Annotated in this window: 15 protein-coding genes and 1 pseudogene; 4 read left to right on the top strand and 12 right to left on the bottom strand. The window is 70.8% G+C overall.

Annotated elements, in window-relative coordinates; genetic code table 11:
- Positions 1-840, bottom strand: coding sequence for a CoA-transferase (locus tag AB0D59_RS20195; protein ID WP_362566859.1), 840 nt, complete (start codon positions 838-840; stop codon positions 1-3).
- 419 nt (positions 841-1259) lie between these two features.
- Complete coding sequence (locus AB0D59_RS20190; RefSeq protein WP_362566856.1) at positions 1260-2480, bottom strand: FAD-dependent oxidoreductase; 1221 nt, start codon at positions 2478-2480, stop codon at positions 1260-1262.
- 104 nt (positions 2481-2584) lie between these two features.
- On the opposite strand from AB0D59_RS20190, the gene AB0D59_RS20185 reads away from it, so the two are divergent.
- Complete coding sequence (locus tag AB0D59_RS20185) at positions 2585-2782, top strand: ferredoxin (protein WP_362566854.1); 198 nt, start codon at positions 2585-2587, stop codon at positions 2780-2782.
- A 490-nt stretch (positions 2783-3272) separates the two neighbouring features.
- Here the strand turns inward: AB0D59_RS20185 and AB0D59_RS20180 are convergent, their stop codons facing one another.
- From AB0D59_RS20180 to AB0D59_RS20155, 6 genes are all read right to left on the bottom strand, one after another.
- Positions 3273-6920: an ATP-binding cassette domain-containing protein gene (locus AB0D59_RS20180; RefSeq protein WP_362566851.1), complete on the bottom strand. Its 3648-nt coding sequence runs from the start codon at positions 6918-6920 to the stop codon at positions 3273-3275.
- A 46-nt stretch (positions 6921-6966) separates the two neighbouring features.
- Positions 6967-8190, bottom strand: a complete 1224-nt coding sequence (locus tag AB0D59_RS20175) for a cytochrome P450 (RefSeq protein WP_362566848.1) — start codon at positions 8188-8190, stop codon at positions 6967-6969.
- Entirely contained in the window at positions 8187-9017 is an 831-nt protein-coding gene (locus tag AB0D59_RS20170; RefSeq protein ID WP_362566845.1) for a mycofactocin-coupled SDR family oxidoreductase, read from the bottom strand. The genes AB0D59_RS20175 and AB0D59_RS20170 overlap by 4 nt, the downstream gene beginning before the upstream one ends.
- Before the next feature lie 67 nt (positions 9018-9084).
- On the bottom strand, positions 9085-10341 hold the full coding sequence (locus tag AB0D59_RS20165; RefSeq protein WP_362566842.1) for an ABC transporter substrate-binding protein: 1257 nt from the start codon (positions 10339-10341) through the stop codon (positions 9085-9087).
- 687 nt (positions 10342-11028) lie between these two features.
- A complete protein-coding gene (locus tag AB0D59_RS20160; protein WP_362566839.1) occupies positions 11029-12219 on the bottom strand; it encodes a cytochrome P450 in 1191 nt (396 codons plus the stop codon).
- A gap of 148 nt (positions 12220-12367) precedes the next feature.
- Positions 12368-12571 (bottom strand): ferredoxin, encoded by a 204-nt coding sequence (locus AB0D59_RS20155; RefSeq protein WP_362566837.1) that lies wholly within the window; start codon positions 12569-12571, stop codon positions 12368-12370.
- A gap of 420 nt (positions 12572-12991) precedes the next feature.
- On the opposite strand from AB0D59_RS20155, the gene AB0D59_RS20150 reads away from it, so the two are divergent.
- Together AB0D59_RS20150 and AB0D59_RS20145 are read left to right on the top strand one after the other, a co-directional pair.
- The gene (locus AB0D59_RS20150; protein ID WP_362567213.1) at positions 12992-14470 is read left to right on the top strand and encodes an aldehyde dehydrogenase family protein; all 1479 of its coding nucleotides are present in this window, start codon (positions 12992-12994) and stop codon (positions 14468-14470) included.
- A gap of 64 nt (positions 14471-14534) precedes the next feature.
- Positions 14535-15650, top strand: coding sequence for an NDMA-dependent alcohol dehydrogenase (locus AB0D59_RS20145; protein WP_362566834.1), 1116 nt, complete (start codon positions 14535-14537; stop codon positions 15648-15650).
- A gap of 103 nt (positions 15651-15753) precedes the next feature.
- On the opposite strand, the gene AB0D59_RS20140 is transcribed toward AB0D59_RS20145, so the two are convergent.
- The 4 genes and pseudogenes from AB0D59_RS20140 to AB0D59_RS20125 all read right to left on the bottom strand — a co-directional run bounded on the left by AB0D59_RS20140 (position 15754) and on the right by AB0D59_RS20125 (position 19315).
- Complete coding sequence (locus AB0D59_RS20140) at positions 15754-17100, bottom strand: MFS transporter (RefSeq protein WP_362566832.1); 1347 nt, start codon at positions 17098-17100, stop codon at positions 15754-15756.
- A gap of 352 nt (positions 17101-17452) precedes the next feature.
- A pseudogene (locus AB0D59_RS20135) lies at positions 17453-18043 on the bottom strand (NAD(P)-dependent oxidoreductase).
- Positions 18044-18112: 69 nt separating this feature from the next.
- Positions 18113-18820, bottom strand: coding sequence for a helix-turn-helix domain-containing protein (locus AB0D59_RS20130; RefSeq protein WP_362566829.1), 708 nt, complete (start codon positions 18818-18820; stop codon positions 18113-18115).
- 99 nt (positions 18821-18919) lie between these two features.
- Positions 18920-19315 carry a hypothetical protein gene (locus tag AB0D59_RS20125; RefSeq protein WP_362566826.1) on the bottom strand — a complete coding sequence of 132 codons (396 nt, stop codon included), beginning with the start codon at positions 19313-19315 and terminating at the stop codon, positions 18920-18922.
- Between the two features lie 284 nt (positions 19316-19599).
- Between AB0D59_RS20125 and AB0D59_RS20120 the strand changes: the two genes are divergently transcribed.
- Positions 19600-21063: an aldehyde dehydrogenase family protein gene (locus AB0D59_RS20120; RefSeq protein WP_362566823.1), complete on the top strand. Its 1464-nt coding sequence runs from the start codon at positions 19600-19602 to the stop codon at positions 21061-21063.
- Positions 21064-21191: the final 128 nt, after the last annotated feature.

Below are 21191 nucleotides of genomic sequence, written 5' to 3'. Positions count from 1 at the left end.
TCAGCACGCCGCCCGTTCGAGTTCCCGCAGCCTGGCTGCGGTCAGCCCGGCCACATAGGTGTGGTGGTCGACGTCGCAGTGCTGTGCGACATAGTCGGAGAAGCCGCCCGACCTGACCCGTTCCTGGTAGCTGCGCAGGTGTTCGAGGTCGGCGGTGTAGGAGCCGACGCTGCCCAGCGGATGCGCCCCGAACGGCGTCTGCACGACGTCGTCGACGAGGTACCCGGGGACGGAGACTCCGAGCCGTGCGGCTTCCGCGGTGCCGATCACCCTGTCGACCTGGGCGACGACATACCGGGCCGCGCGGGCGATGAGCACATCGGCCCAGCGGCTGCCGAAGTGGACCAGGTTGCCGTTCTCGTCCCCGAGCGGGGCGTGCAGCAGTGCCACGTCGACCCGCAGCGGTGCGACGCCGGTGAGGCCGCCGGATGTCACGGTCAGCGGGTTGTCGTCGACGAGGTCGTTGGTGCCCATGTTGCCGAGAACCTGGAGCGCGGCGTTGTGGTCGGCCGCGAGGTATCCGCCGAGGAGCAGTGCCTCGTCACAGTCCTCGAACGTGACGGAGCCGTCCTCGGCGGCCCGCCGCGTGCACGGTGCCAGGCCCAGGCTCGCCAGGGAGATGTGCGGGATACGTACCGTGCTCACGCGGCCCGCCCCGATCAGGACGTCGGCGTCCCAGGAGGCGGCGGGCGCGGAGCACAGGAACAGGTCGGTGGTGCCGGCCCGGAGCAGGGCGCGCACCAGCGCGGCGGGGCGGTTCTCCAGCAGCATCCCGCCGAGCGCGACGCTGCTGACGTCGCGCAGGCGGTACTCCACATCGGGGAGGCTGATGATCGACATTGGATGCGGTGCAGCCCTTCGGTCTGGGCCGGGTCACTGCCGGCCTTCGTCTCACCCGTCGGCCGAAACGGCGGGATACAGAGCGCCCGTGCCCCCAGCGGCATGCCGGAGGCTTGCAACCTTCGGCAAATCTGCATTCATTTTAGGCGACATTCCAGATGACGGGAAGGGCCGCGGCCGACCGATCGACGCGACGCGAGTGACGCGGCGAGGTACAGAGAGGCACGAGCAAGAGCCGAGTCTTCGCTGGCCAGAGAGGGATTTCCCCATCGAGCACCCCAGGCGCAGCCCGTACGACGTGCAGCCGGGGCCTGCTACGCGAGAGCGCACTGGACTCGTTTCTGTATGCAAGAAGGGCGATCCAGGACACTGACCGCGTCGCACGGACACAGGTCCCGCGCCCCGGGGCCGGAAGTGCCTCAGGTCCGGGGCGGCACCGCCAGCCGCTCCCGCGCCTGGTCCAGGCTCGCGCCCTCGGCGATCATTCGGCGACACTGGAGCAGCGCCTTCGGCCAGTTGACCACCGCCGCGGCGCACAGCCTCCCCGCGGCGTCGGCATGCAGGAGGGCGGCCTGGGGCCGCTGCCCCTCCAGGTCTCCGACCAGGGCCTCCCGGCCGCCGTCCAGAGGCCGTCCGATGAGCTGCAGCTTCCAGTCGTACTGGTCGGACCAGACGTAGTCGCTGGGCTGGTACGGCACCCGGGCACCGGGATGAGTGATGTTGCGCGCGGCGCAGCGGGCCTGGTCGGTGGCGTTCGTCCAGTGCTCGGAGCGCACCAGGGTGCCGAGCGCCGGATGCGGCCAACGGGCCACGTCTCCGACCGCGTACACGCCGGGTGCGCCGACCGCCGCCAGGTACTCGTCACAGACCACACCGTTGTCGATGGTCAGGCCGCTGTCCGCGAGCCATCCGACGTTGGGTGTCGCGCCGATGCCGACGACCACCGTCGCGGCCCGCAGCCGCGTACCGTCGTCCAGGGTCACGGTGAGATCGCCGGCCACGCCTGTCACCGAGCGGACCCCGACCCCGAAGCGGGTGTCCACCCCATGTCGCGCGTGCACCTGCGACAGGAGTTCGCCGAGCACGGGTCCGGCGACCCTGGCCATCGGGACCGCCACGGGGTCCACCACGGTCACCTCGCATCCGGCGGTCCGTGCGGCCGCGGCCGCCTCCGCCCCGATGAACCCGCCGCCGATCACGACGACGGAGGAGCCCGGCACGAGGCGCTGCTTCAGGTTCGCGCTGTCCGCGAGCGTGCGCAGCAGATGCACGCCCGACTCCGGCCGCCAGGGCGAAGGGCGGGCGGCGAGGCCGGTCGCGATCACGAGCGTGTCGTAGCCGACGACGTTGCCGTCGGCCAGCTTCACCCTGCGCGCGGTCCTGTCCAGGGCCGCCGCCGCCACGCCGAGCCGCAGCTCGATCCCGGCCGCCGTCGCGTCCGACTCGCCGAGCAGGGCGATGCGTTCACGGTCCCATGCCCCGGCGAGTACCTGCTTGGACAGCGGCGGGCGGTCGTACGGCCACTCCGCCTCCTCGCCGATGACGGTGACGGCGACATCGGCGTCCCCCTCGGCCGACAGGGCCTGCGCCGTGCGGATACCCGCCACTGACGAGCCCACGACAACCACCTGGTGCGCCACGACGACCTCCCTCACCTCGACCGACGGCTGGGTTGTTGACGTGTCCCGGCCTGCCGCCTACCGTAACGCGTGAAAACATTTTTGCATACATTAGGGAGGATGCTGTGCCCTTCACCGCACGAATCGACCGTGGTGCCTGCGAGGGCCATGGGCTGTGCGTCCTCGACAACCCGGCTGTCTTCGCGATGGACGACGACGGCTGCGCGACCGTCGCCGTTCACGAGGTGCCCGACGAGCGCCGCGCGAGGGTCGAAGGGTCCGTCCGCGGCTGTCCGGCGGGGGCCATCAGCATCGTGGACTGACCGCCGATCCGCGGACGGGCGGTCGGCGCCGCCCTATCCGGTGACAGACCGCCATTGGGTGCGGTGCGGGCTCCCGTGCCGTGCCTCCTGCGCCGATGCCCTCGACCGCCTGGCGGTCGAGGGCATCGGTTTGCTGTGCGCCGCGAGCTGCGAGCTGCGAGCTGCGAGCTGCGAGCTGCGCAGGGGAGGCTGCCGGCGGGAGACGTCGCTCCCCGTCTGCCGGTCGGGCCGGAGGCGCCGGCATCATCTCCACTTCGGCCGGACCGGCCAGCGCGCCACCGTCGGCCGGACCGGCCAGGGCGCCACCGTCGGCCGGACCGGTCAAGGCGGTCCCGTCGGCCGGACCGGCGGCTGGGTTGGCACCCTGGTCGCCGCGGCCCATGACGACGGTGGGCGGTCGCTGCCGTGTGCCCTCCGTCGTCCCGCCGTCGTCCCGGCTTCCGGCCTTCTGTTGTTCCCGGCCTCCTGACCGCCGGCGAGGATGTCCTTGTCAGGCGGTCTCCGCCACCGGCTCCCTGTCCTGGCCGGTGTTGCCGAGATAGTGGTCGAAGACGTCTCCGCGCGCGTCGGCCGCGGCGCCGCTCCACACGAGTCGGCCCCTGCGGAGGATGTGGCACTCGTCGGCGATCTGTAGCGCGCGGTGGACGAACTGCTCGATGACGATGAGCGAGACACCCATGTCGATGGCCCGCTGCAGGCCCTCGAACACCTCGTCCACGACGAGGGGGGCGAGTCCCAGCGAGATCTCGTCGGCGATGACCAGGCGCGGCAGATGGGCGAGGATACGGGCCAGCGACAGCATCTGCTGCTGACCGCCCGACAAGGTACCGGCGAGCTGGGTGCGCCGATCGGCGAGGATCGGGAACAGTTCCATCGCCCGGTCCGTCGCCTGCGCCCGTTCAACCTTGGGCGCCGTCTGCACGGCGATGCGCAGGTTCTCCGCCACCGTCAGCGCGGGGAACACCCCTCGTCCCTCGGGCAGATGGGCCAGGCCGAGCCGCCGGACGCGGTGGGCGGGCAGGCCCGTGATGTCGATGCCGTCGAAGATGATCCGGCCGGATCGCGCGGGCACCAGTCCGCACACCGCGCGGGCGAGCGTGCTCTTGCCGGCGCCGTTGGCCCCGAGCAGGGCCGTCACCGCGTTTCCCGGCACCGACAGGGACACTCCGCGGACGGCTGTGGCGTTGCCGTAGTCGACGGCGAGGTCCTCGATCCGCAGGATGGGCTCGCTGCTCGACGTCGTCCGGGCCCGTGCGACGCCCGCCACGGGCTTCCCGCCGGTCGCCTCCGCCCGCGGGCCGGGTTCCGGCGCGGCTTCAACCTCGCCGAGGTAGGCCGAGCGGACGGTCTCGTCCGCACGGATCTCGGCGGGCGTGCCCTGGGCGATCAGCTGCCCGAAGTCGAGGACGTAGACCCGGCTGGAGAGGCCGAACACGATCTCCACGTCGTGCTCGACGAGCAGCATCGATATGCCGCGCGTGGCGACGATCCGGGCGAGGGCCTCGGCCAGGACCCGCGACTCGCCCGCGTTGAGCCCCGAGAAGGGCTCGTCGAGCAGGACGGCCTGGGGGCCGGTGGCCAGGGCCCGGCCGATCTCCACGAGGCGGCACATGCCCAGCGGCAGTCCGGCCACCGGAAGGTCCGCCGCGTCGGCGAGGCCGAGCAGGCCGAGGATCTGTTCGACGGCGGTCAGCTCGCCGGGTTCGGTGCGCAGGTGGCGGCCGGTGAACGGATCGCTCCAGGACCGCGAGGGCTTCTCGTCCAGGCGGTGGGCGAGCAGGAGGTGGTCGCGCACGGTGAGGTCACCGGAGAGTTCGGGGTGCTGGAAGGTGCGGGCCAGGCCGTGGCGGACCCGGCCCTGCGGAGTCATGCCGGACACCTCTTCCCCGGCGAGCAGGACGGTGCCCTCCTGTGCGTGGACGTTGCCCGACAACACGCCGAGCAGGGTCGACTTGCCCGCGCCGTTGGGGCCCAGCAGGCCCACGACCGTGCCGGCGGGCACGTCGATGTCCACGTTCTGAAGGGCTTTGAGGCCACCGAAGCGGACCGACACGCCCCGCGCCGAGAGCACGGTCCGTGTCGGGTCCGCCACGGCGATGGGCACGGGTGCGGGGGCCGGCTCCGCGGTGGGGTGGGCGGGCCGGGCCGCCGGGGTGGCCGGCCGCGCCGTGTCGTCCTGCCGTGTCTGCGGGCGCAGCCTGCGCAGCAGTGCGCGGCCGGCGCTTCGCAGCTGGCGGCCGTTGAGCGTGATGACGCCCTCGGGGTTGCGGGCCAGCAGCACGGCGCCGACGCCGAACAGCAGGTCGGGCACCGGGCCGAGACGGACCGGCAGATAGGAGTTGAAGATGTCCGGCAGGAAGACGAAGAACAGGCCGGAGGCGAGCGCGGCGTTGTTCGTGCGGGTGCCGTTGGTGACCAGGACCGCGAACCACACGAGGCCGGCGATGGTGCTGTAGGAGCTCGGCAGCGCCGACCCGTTGTAGATGGCGAGGAAGCCGCCGCCGAAGCCTGCCAGCATGGCGGCCACCATGAAGACGGCGGTCTTCATCCGCAGGACGCTCACGCCCGTGGCGCGTGCGCCCGTCTCCGAGGAGCGCAGTGCGCCGAGCGCCAGACCGGTCGTCGAGCGGCGGACAGCGGCGATGATCAGAGCGGCCACGACGAACATGGCGAGCATGAAGTAGGAGAAGGCCCGGTCGTCCGAGGCGAACCCCGGCCGGTCGACCGTGACGCCGACGCCGAACTGGACGAACCGGTCGGCGGTGAAGACCACGGACGACAGGAACAGGCCCACAGTGAGGGTGACCAGGGCGACGTAGAGGTTGCCCATACGGACCGTCAGGGCGCCCACGACGAGGCCGCCCACGCCGGCCAGCAGACCGCCGATCAGCACACCCAGCAGGACGGGGAGGTGGAAGACGGTCGCCGCCTGGCCGGTGGCCAGCGCGCCGACTCCGGCGAAGCTGATCTGGCAGAGCGAGATCAGGCCGGCCTCGCCGGTGAGCAGTGTGTAGGAGAGGAAGACGATGCCCATGGCGAGGGCCTCGGCGACCAGTCCGACGCGGTAGCCGGTCAGGAGCAGGGGCAGGACGGCCGCGACGGCCAGGAACAGGTTCCGCGGGATGAGCCCGGCCAGGCCGGTGGCCGCGCGCACGGCGAGCGGGCCGCCGCGGCGGGTCGTCCCGGCTGCTCCCGGGGCGGCGGCGGTCCCCGGTGCCGTGGCGGTGGCGCGGTCCAGGCTGCCGCCCGTGCGTTCCCGGCCGACCGAGCCCCGCCAGGAGTAGACCAGCAGAAAGACGAGCACCATGGCGAAGGGGATGCTGGAGATGATGTCGGCGGTCCACTTGCTGGAGGCGGGCAGCAGCCACTGGAGCAGGGAGCCGACGATCCCCATGAGGACGCCGACGCCGACGGCGAGCGGCAGGCTGCGCAGTCTCGCGGCGACGACCGCGGCGAAGGCCGAGGCGGTGAGCAGCGTGTAGTTGTCGACGGAGCTGACGTTGAGGATCGGTGCGGCCAGCACGCCGGCCAGCCCCGCGAGGAACGTGCTCGCCGTCCACACGCCGACGGCCACCCGTGCCGGGCTGATGCCGGACAGTGAGGTCAGGGCCTCGGAGTCGACGGTCGACCGCACCATCAGGCCCACCCCGGTGCGGCGCAGCACGTAGGTGCCGACGGCGAGCACGACGACGATGCAGGCGTACGCGATGATCTGGTCGAGGGTGACCGTGGCGCCGGCGAAGTGGTAGACCTGCACCGGCTTCGGGGCGAGGCCGGGCGAGGTGAGGATCGCCTTGTTCCCGAAGACGAGTTCGGAGGCGGCCGTGATGGCCACCGACAGGCCGATGGTCGAGGCGACCTTGGTCAGCGAGCCGGCCTGGGTGAGGAACCGGAACAGCAGGAAGTGGAACGCCACGCCGAGCAGCGGACCGACCACGCAGATGGCCACGACGGCGGCCGGTGCGACCGGCCAGCCCTGCTGGACGTTGAGGAAGTAGTAGAACCGGGCGATGAAGAAGGCGATCGAGCCGAAGGCGAAGTTCAGCACGCCCGCGGAGACGTAGGTGACGACGATGCTGGCAGCCGAGATCGCGTAGATCCCTCCGAGCACCAGACCGGCGAATACGTAGCCCAACATTGATTGCTCCTGTGCCGAATGCTGCGGCGGCTGCCGACGGATACCGTCAGTGGTGAAGCGAGACCGGCAAGGTGGCCGGGCCGTTCAGTTGCACGTGCGGGTAGCGGGTGGCCGGGCCGGTGCGGCGCACCTCGCCGAACCGGTCGAGGAGGTGGCGGAAGAACGCCCGTACCTCCATCCGGGCCAGGCCCGAGCCGAGGCAGAAGTGGGTGCCGAACCCGAAGGAGGCGTGGTTGGCGCGCTCGCGGGCGGGGTCGAACCGGTCGGGCTCGGTGAAGTGGGCGGGGTCCCGGTTGGCCGCCGGATAGAGCATGTACACGCGGTCGCCGGCCTTCAGTTCCTTGTCGGCGACGGTGGTGTCGGCGGTCAGGGTACGGACGAACCCGCGGGCGGGCGGGGACAGCCGCAGGACCTCCTCCATCGCGGCGTCCAGCAGGGCGGGGTCCGCCCGCATCGCCTTGGTCTCCTCCGGGTGGTCGGCGAGGTGCCCGGCCATGGAGGAGAGCAGCAGGCGGGTGGTGCCGCCGTTCGACATGAGGGTGGAGACGTGCGCGAGGACCACCGCGTCCGGCACATCGCCGCCGTCCAGCCGCGACCTGAAGAACATCGAGATCATGTCGGTGCCGGGGTTCTCGCGCTTGGCGGCGATCCGGGCCCGCAGGAAGTCCTTGAGCTCGTCGAAGCGTTGGCCCGGTCCCTCCAGGTCGGCGACGCTCTCGACCCTGGTCAGGTCCTCCAGCGCCGCCACCCACGTCACCATGCGCGGGATGTCGACGTCGGTGACGCCGAGGATCGCCGCGGCCACGTACAGGGGCAGCCGGGCCGCGATCCGCTCGACGAAGTCGAACGACGCTCCGGGCACGACCTCGTCCACCAGTTGTCGGCAGAACGTGTCGAGCGCCTCCTGGAAACCGTCGAGGTAGCGCGGCGCGAGCGTCGGCGCCATCAGCCCGCGCAGCTGCTTCTGCCGGGGCGGGTCCTTGGTGATCACCAGTTCGCCGTCCGGCTCGTTGAACCGCTCGAACGCGGCCAGCGCGCCGTCCCGGGCCATGCGCAGCTGGTTGAGCGTCAGGCCCCCGGTGTTGGAGAACAGTTCCGGGTGGGTGGAGACGTGCCGTACGTCGTCCATCCGGGTCAGCAGGTGCACGTCGAGGGGTTCGTAGTGGAACGCCGGCGCCTCCTCGCGCATCCGGGCGTACACCTCGAACTGGCGGTCGGTGTAGAAGTCGACGTCCTCGACCTGGACGAGGTCCTTGAGTGGTGTGGTCATCCCAGTGCTCCGCCTGCGTCGAGCGTGAAGGTGCTGCCGGTGATGTAGCGCCCGCTGTCGGCGGCGAGGTAGAGCACGGCCGCCGAGACGTCCTGGGGACTCAGCGCGAAGATCCCCATGGCGTTGTGGGTGCGCGCGGACGCCTCGAAGTCCTCGCGGGTCGGGTCGGTCAGATCGGGCCGGAAGAGCCGGTACATCGGCTCGTTGAGGATCATCGGTGTCTCCACCCCGGTCGGGTGGATGGTGTTGACGCGGATGGCCTGCGGGGCGAGTTCCTTGGCCAGGACCTTCATCAGCCCGACCAGTCCGTACTTGGACGCGGTGTAGTGGGCGATGTTGCCCGAGATGATCTCGGTGGCCGCGGAGCTGGTGATGATCACCGACCCGCCCCGGCCCCCGGCGCTGATGTGCGGGATCGTCGCGCGGCAGGTCTTCCAGACACCGGTGAGGTTGATGTCGATGGTGTCCTGCCAGGTCTGCTCGTCCATCGTGAGCGTCGGCGACGGCGTGCTGATGCCGGCGTTGGCGCAGACGATGTCGAGCCTGCCGAACCGGGCGACCGCGCCGTCGACCGCGCGGCGCAGCGCGGCCTCGTCGCGTACGTCGGCGACTGCGGTGACGACGGTTCCGCCGACGGCCTCGACCTCCTCGGCGGTCTGCCGCAGGTCGTCCTTGGTGGGCAGCGGATACGGCACGCTGCCGATCGTGGTGCACGCGTCCAGGGCGATGATGTGCGCGCCCTCGCGTGCGAGAGCGACCGCGTGGCTCCTGCCCTGGCCGCGGGCCGCCCCGGTGATGCAGGCGACCTTGCCTTCCAACACGCCCATTGTCTCCGCCCTTCGGGATGTCTCGGGGACGCGATCCGCTCACCGGGGCCCGATGAGCGGTCGCTCGTCAGCCGTTCTTGGTGCCGGGAATCGCCTTGATCCGGATCTCGTCCCTGCCCGTGAGGGACACGAACTCCTTGCCCTTGACCTTGACCATGTAGGTGCAGTTGCCGGGGAACTGCTGCTGCGTGTCGGCGAAGGTGGAGTAGTTGACCGGGCAGGTCAGGCCGCCGTGGTCGTCGCTGGTCACCTTCCGCAGGGCGGTGATGAACCCCTTGGCCGAGGTGTCCTTCGCCGCGGCGGCGGCCTTGAGGCCCGTGACCGCGGTATCCGCGGTGAACCAGCCCCACTCGTGGCTGGCCGACGGGTAGGGCTTGGTCCACTTCGCGTATGTCTTCAGCGCGTTCATCATGCGGGTGACGCCGGGGGTCTTCAGCGAGGCGGGGGTGTAGCCGGCGGCCATGTCGATGCCCTGTGCCGCGGTGACGGACTCGGCGGAGTCGAACAGTTCCTGGCCGTAGCCGCCCTGCACGAATGAGGCCTTCAGCGTGACGCCGGCGTTCTTCAGCGCGGTGAACAGCGACAGGCTGTCCCCGACCTGCATCTGGGTGCCGACCACGTCACAGCCCGCGTTCTTGATCGACAAGGCGATCGAGCTGAAGTTGGCCTGGCCGGGGTCGAAGGAGAAGTTGGTGTAGGGCACCGGCATGCCGGAGGCCTTCACCGATCCGGCCATCGCCTTGCCGTTGGACACCGTGGAGGGGGAGTTGTAGCCGATTCCGCAGTACTTCGTGCCGCCCTGCTGCTTGAAGAACTCGGGGATTCCCGTGTAGTTGGGGAAGTTGTTGTCCGAACTGCCGAACGCGGCGAAGATGTTCGTGTTCCTGGGGTCGCCGCACTCCGGGCCGTCGATGCAGTCCCCGACCACCGGGATGTTCTTCTGCACCGCGTAGCGGTACGAACCGAAGAAGAAGGCGCCCGCCGCGAGCACGACATCCGCGTGGTCCTGCTCCGACAGGCGCTGCAGCGCCGCCAGTGACGTCTGCGGGCTGACGCCTTCGTCCTCGCTCACGACCTTGAGCGTGACGCCGGGGATCTCGTGCGTGGCGTTGGCGAGTTCGATCCGCGCCTTGGCCGCGTCCACGGTCTTCTGGCCGAACGAGGAGGCGGCCGGGCCGTTCAGTGGGGTCAGTACCCCGATCGTGACGGTGTCGGACCCGGACTTGCCGGCTGCCGTGTCTGCGCCGGAACCACAGGCCGAGAGTGAGGCCGCGAGCGTGGCCGCGACGGCCAGGCCTGCGAAGGAGTTGCGGTAAAGGCTCATCGTTGAGCACCTTTCGCTGACGTCCAGAGGGAGAACTGCGCGGAATGGTTTCTCCACTGCGACGGCGCGGGTCCACCCCGGAGGAAGGGCTGTCGGTCCGTGCGTGGCACTTCCGGTCCGCACGGGCAGCGTCTGCCTGTGCTTCACCAGGAGGCGTCTGCGGCGTGGCTGCGCAGACGGGAATCAGCTTCGATCAGCCGATAATCACTACTGGAGTAGGTAGGTGGAGGGGAAGCTAGCACCGGGCCTCAGGAGTGTCAACGACTCGGAAAAGCGCGGCAACAGCAGGGCGCCGCCGCCGTCCGCGCGCCGCACCGACGCACCGACGCACCGACGCACCGACGCACCGACGGCAGCACGGTGAGCGGAAGGCGTCCAGCCGGCGGCGCGGACCGACCGACTGCGCGACAGGGCGGGCGCCGGCGCGGCGCGCGGAGAGCGACCGCGCCGCGCCGGGCGAGGACCGTGACGTGAGGGGGCGGACGTACGAGGGCCGGGGAACCGGAGGGTCGCAGGGTAGGGGCGGTGCGGCCCTGGAGACGTGAAAGGGCCCGCACGGCACAGGCCTTCCCGCCTGGCCGTGCGGGCCGCACCCAGCGGCGGGCCGGCCCTCCCCCGCGCGCCCGCGTGCGGAGATCCTGGGCGCCGCCGGGCCGCCCCGTGGGCGTTCCCGGCAGCGCGGCCGGTCTACTCGGCCGGGTCGAACTCGATCGGCAGGTACTCGTGGGTCAGCACGATGCCGGTGGCCGACTTGACCTGCTCGCCGGCGGGCACGCGGATACTGGTGACGCGCTTGAACAACTCCTGGAAGCCGATCTCGATCTGCAGACGGGCGAAGTGCAGTCCGATACAGCGGTGCGGCCCGAGACCGAACGCGGCGTGCGGATTGCGCCCCCGGTCGAAGCGCAGCTCGGCCGGGTCCTCGAAGCGGGTCTCGTCGCGGTTCGCCGAGGCGTAGTGGATGGCCACCCGGTCGCCGGCGTGCAGGGGACAGCCCCCGACCTCGGTGTCCCGGGTCACGGTCCTGGCCATGAAGGTGATGGGCGACTCGAGGCGCAGGAACTCGTCGAGGTCGCCCTTGACCCAGTCGGGATTCCTCAGGCGGCTCTCCAGTGCCGGGTCGTCGGCGAGATGCTTGACGATGTTCCCGAGGGCGGCCTTGGTGGTGTCGAGGCCACCGGTGAACAGGATCGTGGTGGCACCGACCCGTTCCTCCATGGTGAGCGGCCGGCCCTGGACCGTGGCGCGGATGATCGCGGACAGCACGTCGTCGCGCTCGCTGCCGGACTCGGCCCGCTCGTGCAGCAGTTCCTCGGCCAGCGCGGCGAGTTCGAAGAAGGCCTCGTGCCTGCCCTCGCTGCTGATCTCCGTGGCCAGGCGGATGGCCCTGGCGAGGCGCTCCTTGTTGTCGTCGTCGAGGATGACCTTCGCCAGGTTGCCCGAGGTGAACGGGACCGCGAACTCGGTCATGAACTCGAAGCGCCCTTTGGGAACGAGTTCGTCGAGCAGTTCACGGGCGTGCTGGCGGATGTCGTCCTCGTAGCGGGCGAGGAACGACCGGGACAGATACGGGTTGAGCGCCCTGCGGTACTCGAGATGGTTCGGCGGGTCCTCCGTCAGCGGCGGCTGCGGGATCGGCACACCGCGCAGCCCGGCCTGCACCGAGCTGTAGGTGGCCGCGTCCTCGAGTACGGCCCGCACGTCGTCGTACCGCGTGACGATGTGGTAGCCGTCGTCGGCATCCGTCTTGACCACAGGGCAGGACGAGCGCGCGTAGGACAGGACCTCCCACAGGCGCTCGCTGTGCACCGGATCGAAAAGGTCGAAGTGCGCGGCGAGTTCATCGACCGGAATCTTCTCATTGTCCAGGCTGGTCATGTCGACCTCCGTCGAGGCGGCCCAGGGCGCCGTCCAGGCGCGGACGGCGGAAGGGAAGGAAACCCTCGGCGCGCGGCCGGGGCGACGCGCCAATCATCCGGAAACTACACACGGGGTAGTACCTCCGCAAGTAGTGAGGCAAAAGACGTCAGTCGGCCGGGCCGGCCGCCGCACGGATCGCCATCTCGGGGCAGTTGTCGACCGCCGCGGCGACGTCGGCGGCGTGTTCGGGGCCGGGCTCGGGCAGCAGGACGACACCCAGCCCCTCGTCACTGACGTCGAACAGGGCGGAACTGATCAGAGCGCAGCGACCGTGCCCCTGGCACCGCTGCGGGTCTATCGACAAGGTCATCACGAGCTCCGAAAGGTAGGCGGCACCGGCACGCCGGGCGCGACTGGCGCATGCGGCGGACCAGCGGCCCGCCTGGCGGCCCCGCCCGTGCCGCGCGGCCGCTCCCGCACCCGCCGACAGAGCCGAACGACCATCGGCAGGGGCAGTTATGCATGCAGAATGACGTGACCACACCATCCGGGGGAAGTCCTCACGCGATCGTGCGGCTCACCCCCACGCTACGCAGATCTCAAGGTCGGCGCCACGTTCCGGCAAGGATGATCTCCGGGGAGAACAGAACTCCCGCGCGATCCTTGACGGATCGGCGAAGAGCGATCTAGCGTTTCGGGCGTGTAAAACTGCACACATTTTTCTCTTTCTGTACGTGGTCCCGTGCCTCAGCCGACGCCTGCTCGACACGTAAGGAGTCAACCCGTGACCATGCGCATCGACATCGCCGCCGCACCGGTTCCCGAATTCATCGCCGGACCCGGCGCCAGGCCGATGCTGATCGACGGTGACTGGACCGGCGCACAGTCGGGTGAGACGTTCGAGACGATCAATCCGGCGACCGGAACGGCCCTGGTCTCCGTGGCCTCGGGCGGAGCGTCCGACGTCGACCGGGCCGTCACCGCCGCCCGCCGGGCCTTCGAGGACCGCTCCTGGCCGGACATGAACCCGCACGACCGGACCATGGTCCTGCTGCGCGTCGCCGACGCGATCGACGCCCATGCCGAAGAGCTGGCCACCCTTGAGTCGCTCGACGGCGGAATCCCGATCACGTTGACCCGCGGCATGGTCGCCGACGCGGCGAAGACCTTCCGCTACTACGCCGGCTGGCCGACGAAGATGACCGGCACGGTCAACCCGGTCGACGCCTCCGTGCACTGCTACACCGTGCGGGAACCCGTCGGCGTCTGCGCGGGAATCATCCCGTGGAACGGTCCGATCACGATGGCGGCCTGGAAGATAGCCCCCGCGCTCGCGTGCGGCAACACGGTCGTCCTCAAGCCGGCCGAGCAGACGCCGCTCACCGCACTGCGGCTCGCGGAGATCATCACGGAGACGGGTCTGCCCCGCGGGGTCCTCAACGTCGTCACCGGCTTCGGTCACACCGCCGGCGCCGCGATCGCCGCCCACCCGGGCGTCGACAAGGTGTCGTTCACCGGCTCGACGGCCACCGGAAAGGCGATCCTGCAGGCCTCGCAGGGCAACCTCAAGCGAGTCACGCTGGAGCTGGGCGGCAAGTCGCCGCACATCATCATGCCCGACGCGGACATCCCGGCGGCGGCCCGCGCCGCCGCCGGCGGATTCGCCATGCTCACCGGGCAGGTCTGCGTCGCGGGCACCCGCATCCTCGTCCACGAGGCCGTGCACGACGAATTCTCCGAGGAACTGGCCAAGGCCCTCGCGCAGTTCCGGGTCGGCGATCCGCTCGCGGAGGACACGGTGCTGGGCCCCGTCGTCTCCGCCCAGCAGTTCGACCGGGTCAACTCCTATGTCGCCATCGGCCGCGAGCAGGGCGCCGAGGTCGCGATCGGCGGCGGGGAGTACGACGCTCCCGGCTACTTCGTGCAGCCGACGGTCTTCACCGGTGTCGACAACAGCATGCGCCTGGCCCGGGAGGAGATCTTCGGCCCGGTCGCCGCACTCCTGACCTTCCGGGACGTGGACGAGGCCGTGCGCATCGCGAACGACACCGACTACGGGCTGGCCGCCGCGGTCGCCACGTCCAGCGTGTCCACCGCGCACAGCGTGGCCCGCAGGCTGCGGGCCGGCGTGGTCTGGGTGAACACCTACTCGGAACTGGATCTCACCTTCCCCTTCGGCGGCTTCAAGCAGTCCGGCATCGGCCGCGAGCTGGGCGAGAAGTCACTCGACAACTTCACCGAGCTGAAGTCGGTCTTCATCCGGCTCTAGCCGGGGCGACACGCCCCCGCGGCCGTCCTCGCTTCACCCACGTCACCTCGAAGGAGAGGCCAAAGTGTCTACGCGTACCCGAGCCGCCGTGTGCTGGGAAGTCGGCCGCCCCTGGGAGATAGTCGACTGCACCCTCCCCGATCCCCGAGCGGGCGAGGTCCTCGTGAAACTGGAGTACGCCGGGCTGTGCCACAGCGACGATCACAACGTGACCGGCGACTTCCCCGCCAATCTGCCGGTGGTCGGGGGGCATGAGGGCGCGGGCGTCGTCGTCGCCGTCGGCGCGGGCGTCGACCGGGTCGCCGTCGGCGACCCGGTGATGCTGCTGCCACTGCCGACGTGCGGCGCGTGCCGCTACTGCGCGGACGGACGCACGCACCTGTGCGACAGGAACCTCGACGTCATGACCGGCGCCCGCGCGGACGGCACGTTCGCGTTCACCACCTCCGACGGCCGTGAGATCGGGGCGTACGGCCAGCTCGGCACCTTCTCCGAATACACCCTGGTGCAGGAGATCCGCGTCCAGCGCTACGAGCGCGACATCCCCGCGCAGGTCGCGGCGGTGACCAGCTGCGGGGTCATCACCGGATACGGCTCGGCGGTCCGCGCCGCCGGCATCCGGGACGGCGACACCGTGGTCGTCGTCGGCACCGGTGGGGTCGGGATGAGCGCGGTGATGGGCGCCGCTGTCTCGGGCGCCGCACACATCGTGGCGGTGGACCCGGTCGCGTTCAAGCGGGAGCAGGCACTGAAGTTCGGTGCCACCCACACCGCGGAGAGCGTCGAGGAGGCTCAGGGCATCGTCTCGGAACTGACTCGCAACCGGATGGCCGATGCCGCGATCATCACGGTGGGTGTGCTGTACGGCTCCATGATCGGGCCCGTGAGCCGCCTGGTGAGCAAGGGCGGCAACGTCGTCGTCACGTCCGTCGCCCCGGTCACCGAGGACACGGTGAGTCTGCCGCTGGTCGAGTTCGCCATGTCGGCGAAGAACCTGGTCGGCGTGGTGATGGGGCTGACGCGCCCGCTCGCCGACATCGAGCGGATCTACGCTCTCTACCGGGCCGGACGACTGCCGCTCGACGGCCTGGTCACCCGCACCTACACACTCGATGACATCAATCGCGGTTACGAGGACATGCACAAGGGCCTGAACCTGCGAGGCGTCCTCGCCTTCTGAGTCCCGGCCGGCACGGCCGTCGACGGCCGTGCCGACTCCGGGCGTCGGCTGCGGCATCGCGGAGACCGCGAGGTCCTGGTGCCACAGCTTATCGTCGGCACGGTCAGGGCTTTTCGGCGGTCTCGCCGGCCGTGTCCAGTCCGTCGGCCGGGGCCGGCGCCGCCTGGACCGTGGTCTTTGCGGTCGGCGTCTCCCGCCGGATCGTCACCAGCGCGACCACCGCGCAGACGGCCGCGGCGATCGCTGCGATGCGCAGGATGTCGTCGAGGCCGGAGGCGGTGGCCGCCCGGGCCGCCTCGACGACGGTTCGCCGCAGCGGGCGGGGGACGCCGGCCGCGGCCTGGGCGCCCGCGCCGGAACCGACCGCCGCGGAGAGCGCGGCGATCGTGTCGTGCGGCAGGGGCACCGAGGCCAGTTGACCGCTGGTCGCGTCGGTGACCCGCCGTTGGAAGACCGAACCGAGCACGGCCACGCCGGTGGCCAGGCCGATCTGGCGCATGGTGTTCACCATGCCGGTCGCCATGCCGGCGCGGGAGGGCTCGGCCAGGGAGAGGGCCGCGTTGGAGGTCGCGGCGCTCCCCGCGCCCAGCCCGATTCCGGCGACGACGAACCCGGCGACCAGCGCGGTCCCTCGTGAGTCGGCGTCGAGGCGGGCGGTCAGTTCCAGGCCGGCCGCCGTCAGCAGGAGACTCCCGCCGACGGTCAGGCGCGGCGGGACGCGGTCGGCCAGTGCCGCCGTGACCGGCGCCGCCACGAAGGAGGCGATCGTGAGCGGCAGGAAGCGCAGGCCCGTGGCCGACGGCCCGTAGCCCAAGGTGTTCGCGACGTACAGGGCCGCGTAGTTCATGGCCGCGACGAGCGTGGCCATCATCGCGAACACGGCCACCGCGACACCCAGGAACGACGGCTGGGCGAACAGGCCCAGGTCGAGCATGGGCTCGCCCGCACGCGACTCCCGCACGAACAGGGCCGCCAGCAGGATCGCCGCCGCCGCGAACAGCGTGAGGATCGGCGCGGACGCCCAGCCCTCGTCATTGCCGCGGATGACCGCCAGCATCAGCGCGAACAGGCCCGCGGTGAGAAGCACGGCCCCCGGGACGTCGGTGGCGCGGGTGGCGGCACCGCGGGACTCCCGTAGCCGCATCCGGCCCGCGGCCAGGGTCGCCAGCCCGATCGGCACGTTGATCAGGAAGATCCAGCGCCAGCCCGGGCCCTGGACGAGGTAACCGCCGACGAGGGGGCCCACCGCGGTGGCGGCGGCCATCGTGGCGCCGAACGCGCCGATCGCACCGGCCCGCTCCCGTGCCTGCGGGAACGCCTCGCCGAGCAGCGGCAGCGCCACCCCGAAGAGCAGGGCGCCACCGGCCCCTTGCCCGGCGCGCGTGAGGTCGAGCGAGAGGGACGACCAGGCCAGCGCGCAGCCGAGCGAGCCCGCGGTGAACAGTGTCATCCCGGCCAGGAAGACCCGGCGCCGGCCTATGCGGTCGCCCAGGGTGCCAAGCGGTGAGCAGGAGTCCGGCGAGCGGAACCGTGTAGGCGTCGACGACCCACTGCAGGGAGCCCAGGTCGGAGTGGAAGTCCGCCTGGATGCTGCTGAAAGCCACGAAGACCACGGTGAGGTCGAGGAGGAGCATGAACGTCGCCGTGCAGACCACGGCGAGGGTCCAGCGTTTGACGTTCCAGGTGGGGGGACGGTCGGACATGGCGGTCTGGTGTCTTCCTTTTCCACAAACGCGCGCGATCGCTCCGCGGGGAGCCGGGACGGACAGGGTTTCGCCGGGCCGGAAAGCCGGGCGGCCGGGTCAGCGGCTCTGGTCGACCCAGCTCATCAGCTTGCGCAGCTCGCGGCCCGTGGTCTCCAGCAGATGTTCGCCGTCGGCCTTCTTGTACTCGTGGTAGCGGGGCAGTCCGGCCCGGTACTCGGTCATCCACGCGGCCGCGAAGGACCCGTCCTGGATCTCGGCGAGGATCTCCCGCATCTCGGCCTTGACCTCGTCGGTGACGATGCGCGGTCCGGTGGTGTAGTCGCCCCACTCCGCGGTCTAGCTGACGTTGAACCCGTGGGCGAAGAACAGGGCGTCGCCGGGCCGGAGCCGGGGTTCCACCGCCGTGGCGTAGACCTCGGACTGGACCGGGTCGGATACGAGCATCATCACGACGTCGGCCTCGGCGGCGGCCCGCTCCGGAGTGAGCACCCGCAGGCCCCGCTCCTCGGCCCGCGCACGTGAGGAGGAGCCCTCCCGCAGCCCGACACGGACGTCCGCACCAAAGTCGCGCAGCGACAGGGCGTGCGCGTGCCCCTGGCTGCCGTACCCGATCACCGCGACCTTCCGGCCCTGGATGACGGACAGATCCGCATCGTCGTCGTAGAACATCTCTGCCATGACGGACATGCCTTTCCTGGGTGTTTCGCGGGATGTGAATGCCCTGCCCAGCGCCCGCGTCCGCGCGGGCCGCGGTGGCTAGGGGGTCTTTGTCGCCTGTCGCGGGTTCTGCCGGAGCGCGTAGAGGGCGATGCACAGCTCCGTGATCCCGTGCGGTTCGGAGGTCGAACGGCCGGTGTACTCGGTGATCCGGCGGAAGCGCTGGCGCACGGTGTTCGGATGGCAGTACATGCGCCTGGCCGTCTCCTCGGTCGAGCCCCCGCAGGCCAGCCAGGTCTCCAAGGTGTCGAGCAGCACGTCCCGTTCGGCCGGCGGGAGCGTGTCGAGCGGGCCGAAGACGTTGCGCGCCAGCCGCTGGGTGATCTCGGGCGCGGCCGCCGCGGCGACCGCCACCAGACTGTCGTCGAACACGGTGACCGCGCAGCCGCCCGCGCGCCCGCCCTGCATGGCGATCTTCGCGTACCACAGGCTCGTCCCGGTGTCGTACAGGTCCTCGTAGGCGGGACTGACGCCGGTCCTGCTGACCGCCTCGCCCTCCAGTACCTCGACGAGTTGGCCGTACTGCCGGGCCGTGGCGAGCTGGACGATGCCGACTTGGGTGTCCGGGCGCAGATGCCACACCGAGTGGATGCCGCTTGCGCGCAGGGCCTGCTCCGTCCGCACGAGGGGGTGGCGCCCGAACGACGGCACCTCCGCCGCCACGACCGCGAACCTCCCGTACCGCGGCATGCGCAGGACGCCGATAGCCGCCAGGAGCGTGCCGGCGTCGAGGCTCCGATTGGTCAACAGGGCTTCGAGCAGCGCGGAACGCTCCTGCTCCGCGTTGCGGAGCAGTTCGGTGGTGGCCTCGCGGTGACCGGCGATCGTCGACTCGATCAGCGCGTCCTAGACGGCCCAGATCGAGGACACCGCCGTGACGAGACCTTCGTGGTCGACCAGGCCGGTGGCGGTCGCCTCCGCGATGAGCAGCTCCCAGACGAACCTGATACCCGACCGGTAGCTGGCTATCAGGGTGGTTTCCGGCACGTTCTGCCGGGCGCGCCTGCGCCCGGTGTCGGTGCCGAGCGAGGGGTCGAGCGGCGCCTGGCCGGCGAGCGCGCGCAGCACGTTGCGCAACTCGACCCGGCAGGACTCGCGCAGTTCCTCCAGCGGGACGCAGTTGCCACCGTGGTCGCTGGCCTCGGACCGGATGCGCTCGGCCATGGCGTCACCGAGTTCACCGACTCGCTCCAGGAGACCCGCCACGAGCTTGGCGAGACCCTCGGCGGGTTCGTCCGTCACCTTCGCACCTCAGTCCTGCCTGCCGTCCCGGCTCCGGCCGGTCGCCGATCGCCGTGTCCAGGATGATCGCCCGCACGGCCGGCTGTCGATGTGCCCGGCAACAGGCTCCTCGCGCCCACGCAGTGGATTCCCACTGCGGTCCGTGTTCCGTCGGCGCGGACTTCCACCCTGCCGTGCGATCGCCCACCAGAGTTGCTTTACAAAGCAAATATGCGCCTTCTAGTCTCTCGCCTGAGCGTCGCACGACCCGGTGCGGCGCCCGTTGCCATGGAGGTATCGAGGCGATGTACGACAACGACGAGACCGCCCGGCACTGGATCGGCGGGCAGTGGCGGGGCTCGGCCACCGTCTCCACGTCGCACAACCCGGCGAACGGCGCGGTCGTGGGAGAGTACGCGGACGGCGGACGCGCGGAGGCGGAGGCGGCGGTGGCTGCGGCCCGCCGCGCCTTCGCCTCGACCACCTGGCCGACGGACCGGAACCTGCGCCGCAGGGCCCTGACCGAGATGGTGGCCGCTTTCGAGGCGCACGCCGGGGAACTGGCCCAGCTCCTCACCGCGGAGAACGGCAAGCTGCTGCGCGAGGCCCGCCTGGAGGCCGGGTCCGCCACCGGCGCGCTGACCTACACGATCGCCAACCTGACCACCGACACCGGGACGTTCGCACAGACCGACTCGCACACCTGGTTCAGCAGCCTGCCCGAGCCGCTCGGGGTCGTGGCGATCATCGTGCCGTGGAACTCGCCGGTCGCCCTGTTCCTGCGTGCGCTGGGCCCGGCCCTGGCCGCGGGCAACACCGTCGCGGTGAAGCTGCCGGGCCAGACGGCCCTGACCAACGCACTGATGGCACGAATCATCTCCCAAGTGCCCTCGCTTCCGGCCGGGGTGGTCAACATGTTCACCGAGTCGGGCAACAGCGGCACTCCGCACCTGGCCGCCTCACCCGACGTGGACGCGGTCAGCTACGCCGGCAGCACCGCGATCGGCCGGCTGGTCGTCGCCACCGGCGCGGCCACCCTGAAACGGATGACCATGGAGCTGAGCGGCAGGACCCCGATGGTCCTCTTCGAGGACGCCGACCTCGACCACGCACTGCCCCTGCTCACCCTGGCCCTCACACTGGGGGCCGGGCAGCTCTGCACGTCCGGCAGCCGCGTCCTCGCCCACCGCACCCTCGCCGACCAGGTCCGCGAACGCCTGGGCGCCGCCCTCGAATCGGTCGTCGTCGGCCCCGGAGACGACGAACGGTCCCGGATGGGCCCGCTCATCGACCAGAACGCGGTACAGCGGGTCGACCACCTCGTCGAGGAGTCCCTGGCGCAGGGCGCCAAGGCGATCGTGCGGGGCGGCCCGGTCACCGACGGTCCGCTCGCCGCGGGCGCGTTCTACCGTCCCAGCCTGATCGAGGTCACCGACCCCGACGCCGCCCTGATCCACGCGGAGATCTTCGCCCCGGTCGCCACCTTCGAGGTCTTCGACGACGAGGCCGAGGCCGTGGAGCGGGCGAACGCGACCGAGTACGGCCTGGCGGCCGCCGTCTTCACCCGCGACGGCGACCGCGCCCGACGGGTCAGCCGCGCGATACGGGCGGGCACCGTCTGGACCAACTCCTGGCTCCTGCACGACGAGGGCTTCCCCGAGGGCGGCTTCAAGCACAGCGGCATCGGCCGGCTGCGCGGACCGCTCTCCCTCGCCGAGTTCCAGGAGACCAAGACGTACGTCCATGTCACCCTGCCCGCAGCGTTCTGAGCACGGACCCGCGCGACGACCGACCGAGGGCATTCATATACGCGAACATCATGCACATGGGTGTACATGGTCCGAGCGGACATGCCACACTCCTTCAACTTCTGTGCACCACAGTCCAGTTGGAGAGG

It is taken from the genome of Streptomyces sp. NPDC048417, assembly GCF_040651615.1.
In the GTDB taxonomy this organism is placed as follows: Bacteria; Actinomycetota; Actinomycetes; order Streptomycetales; family Streptomycetaceae; genus Streptomyces.
The sequence above is the reverse complement of the archived record's forward strand: the minus strand, read 5'-3'. Positions and strand labels throughout refer to the sequence as shown.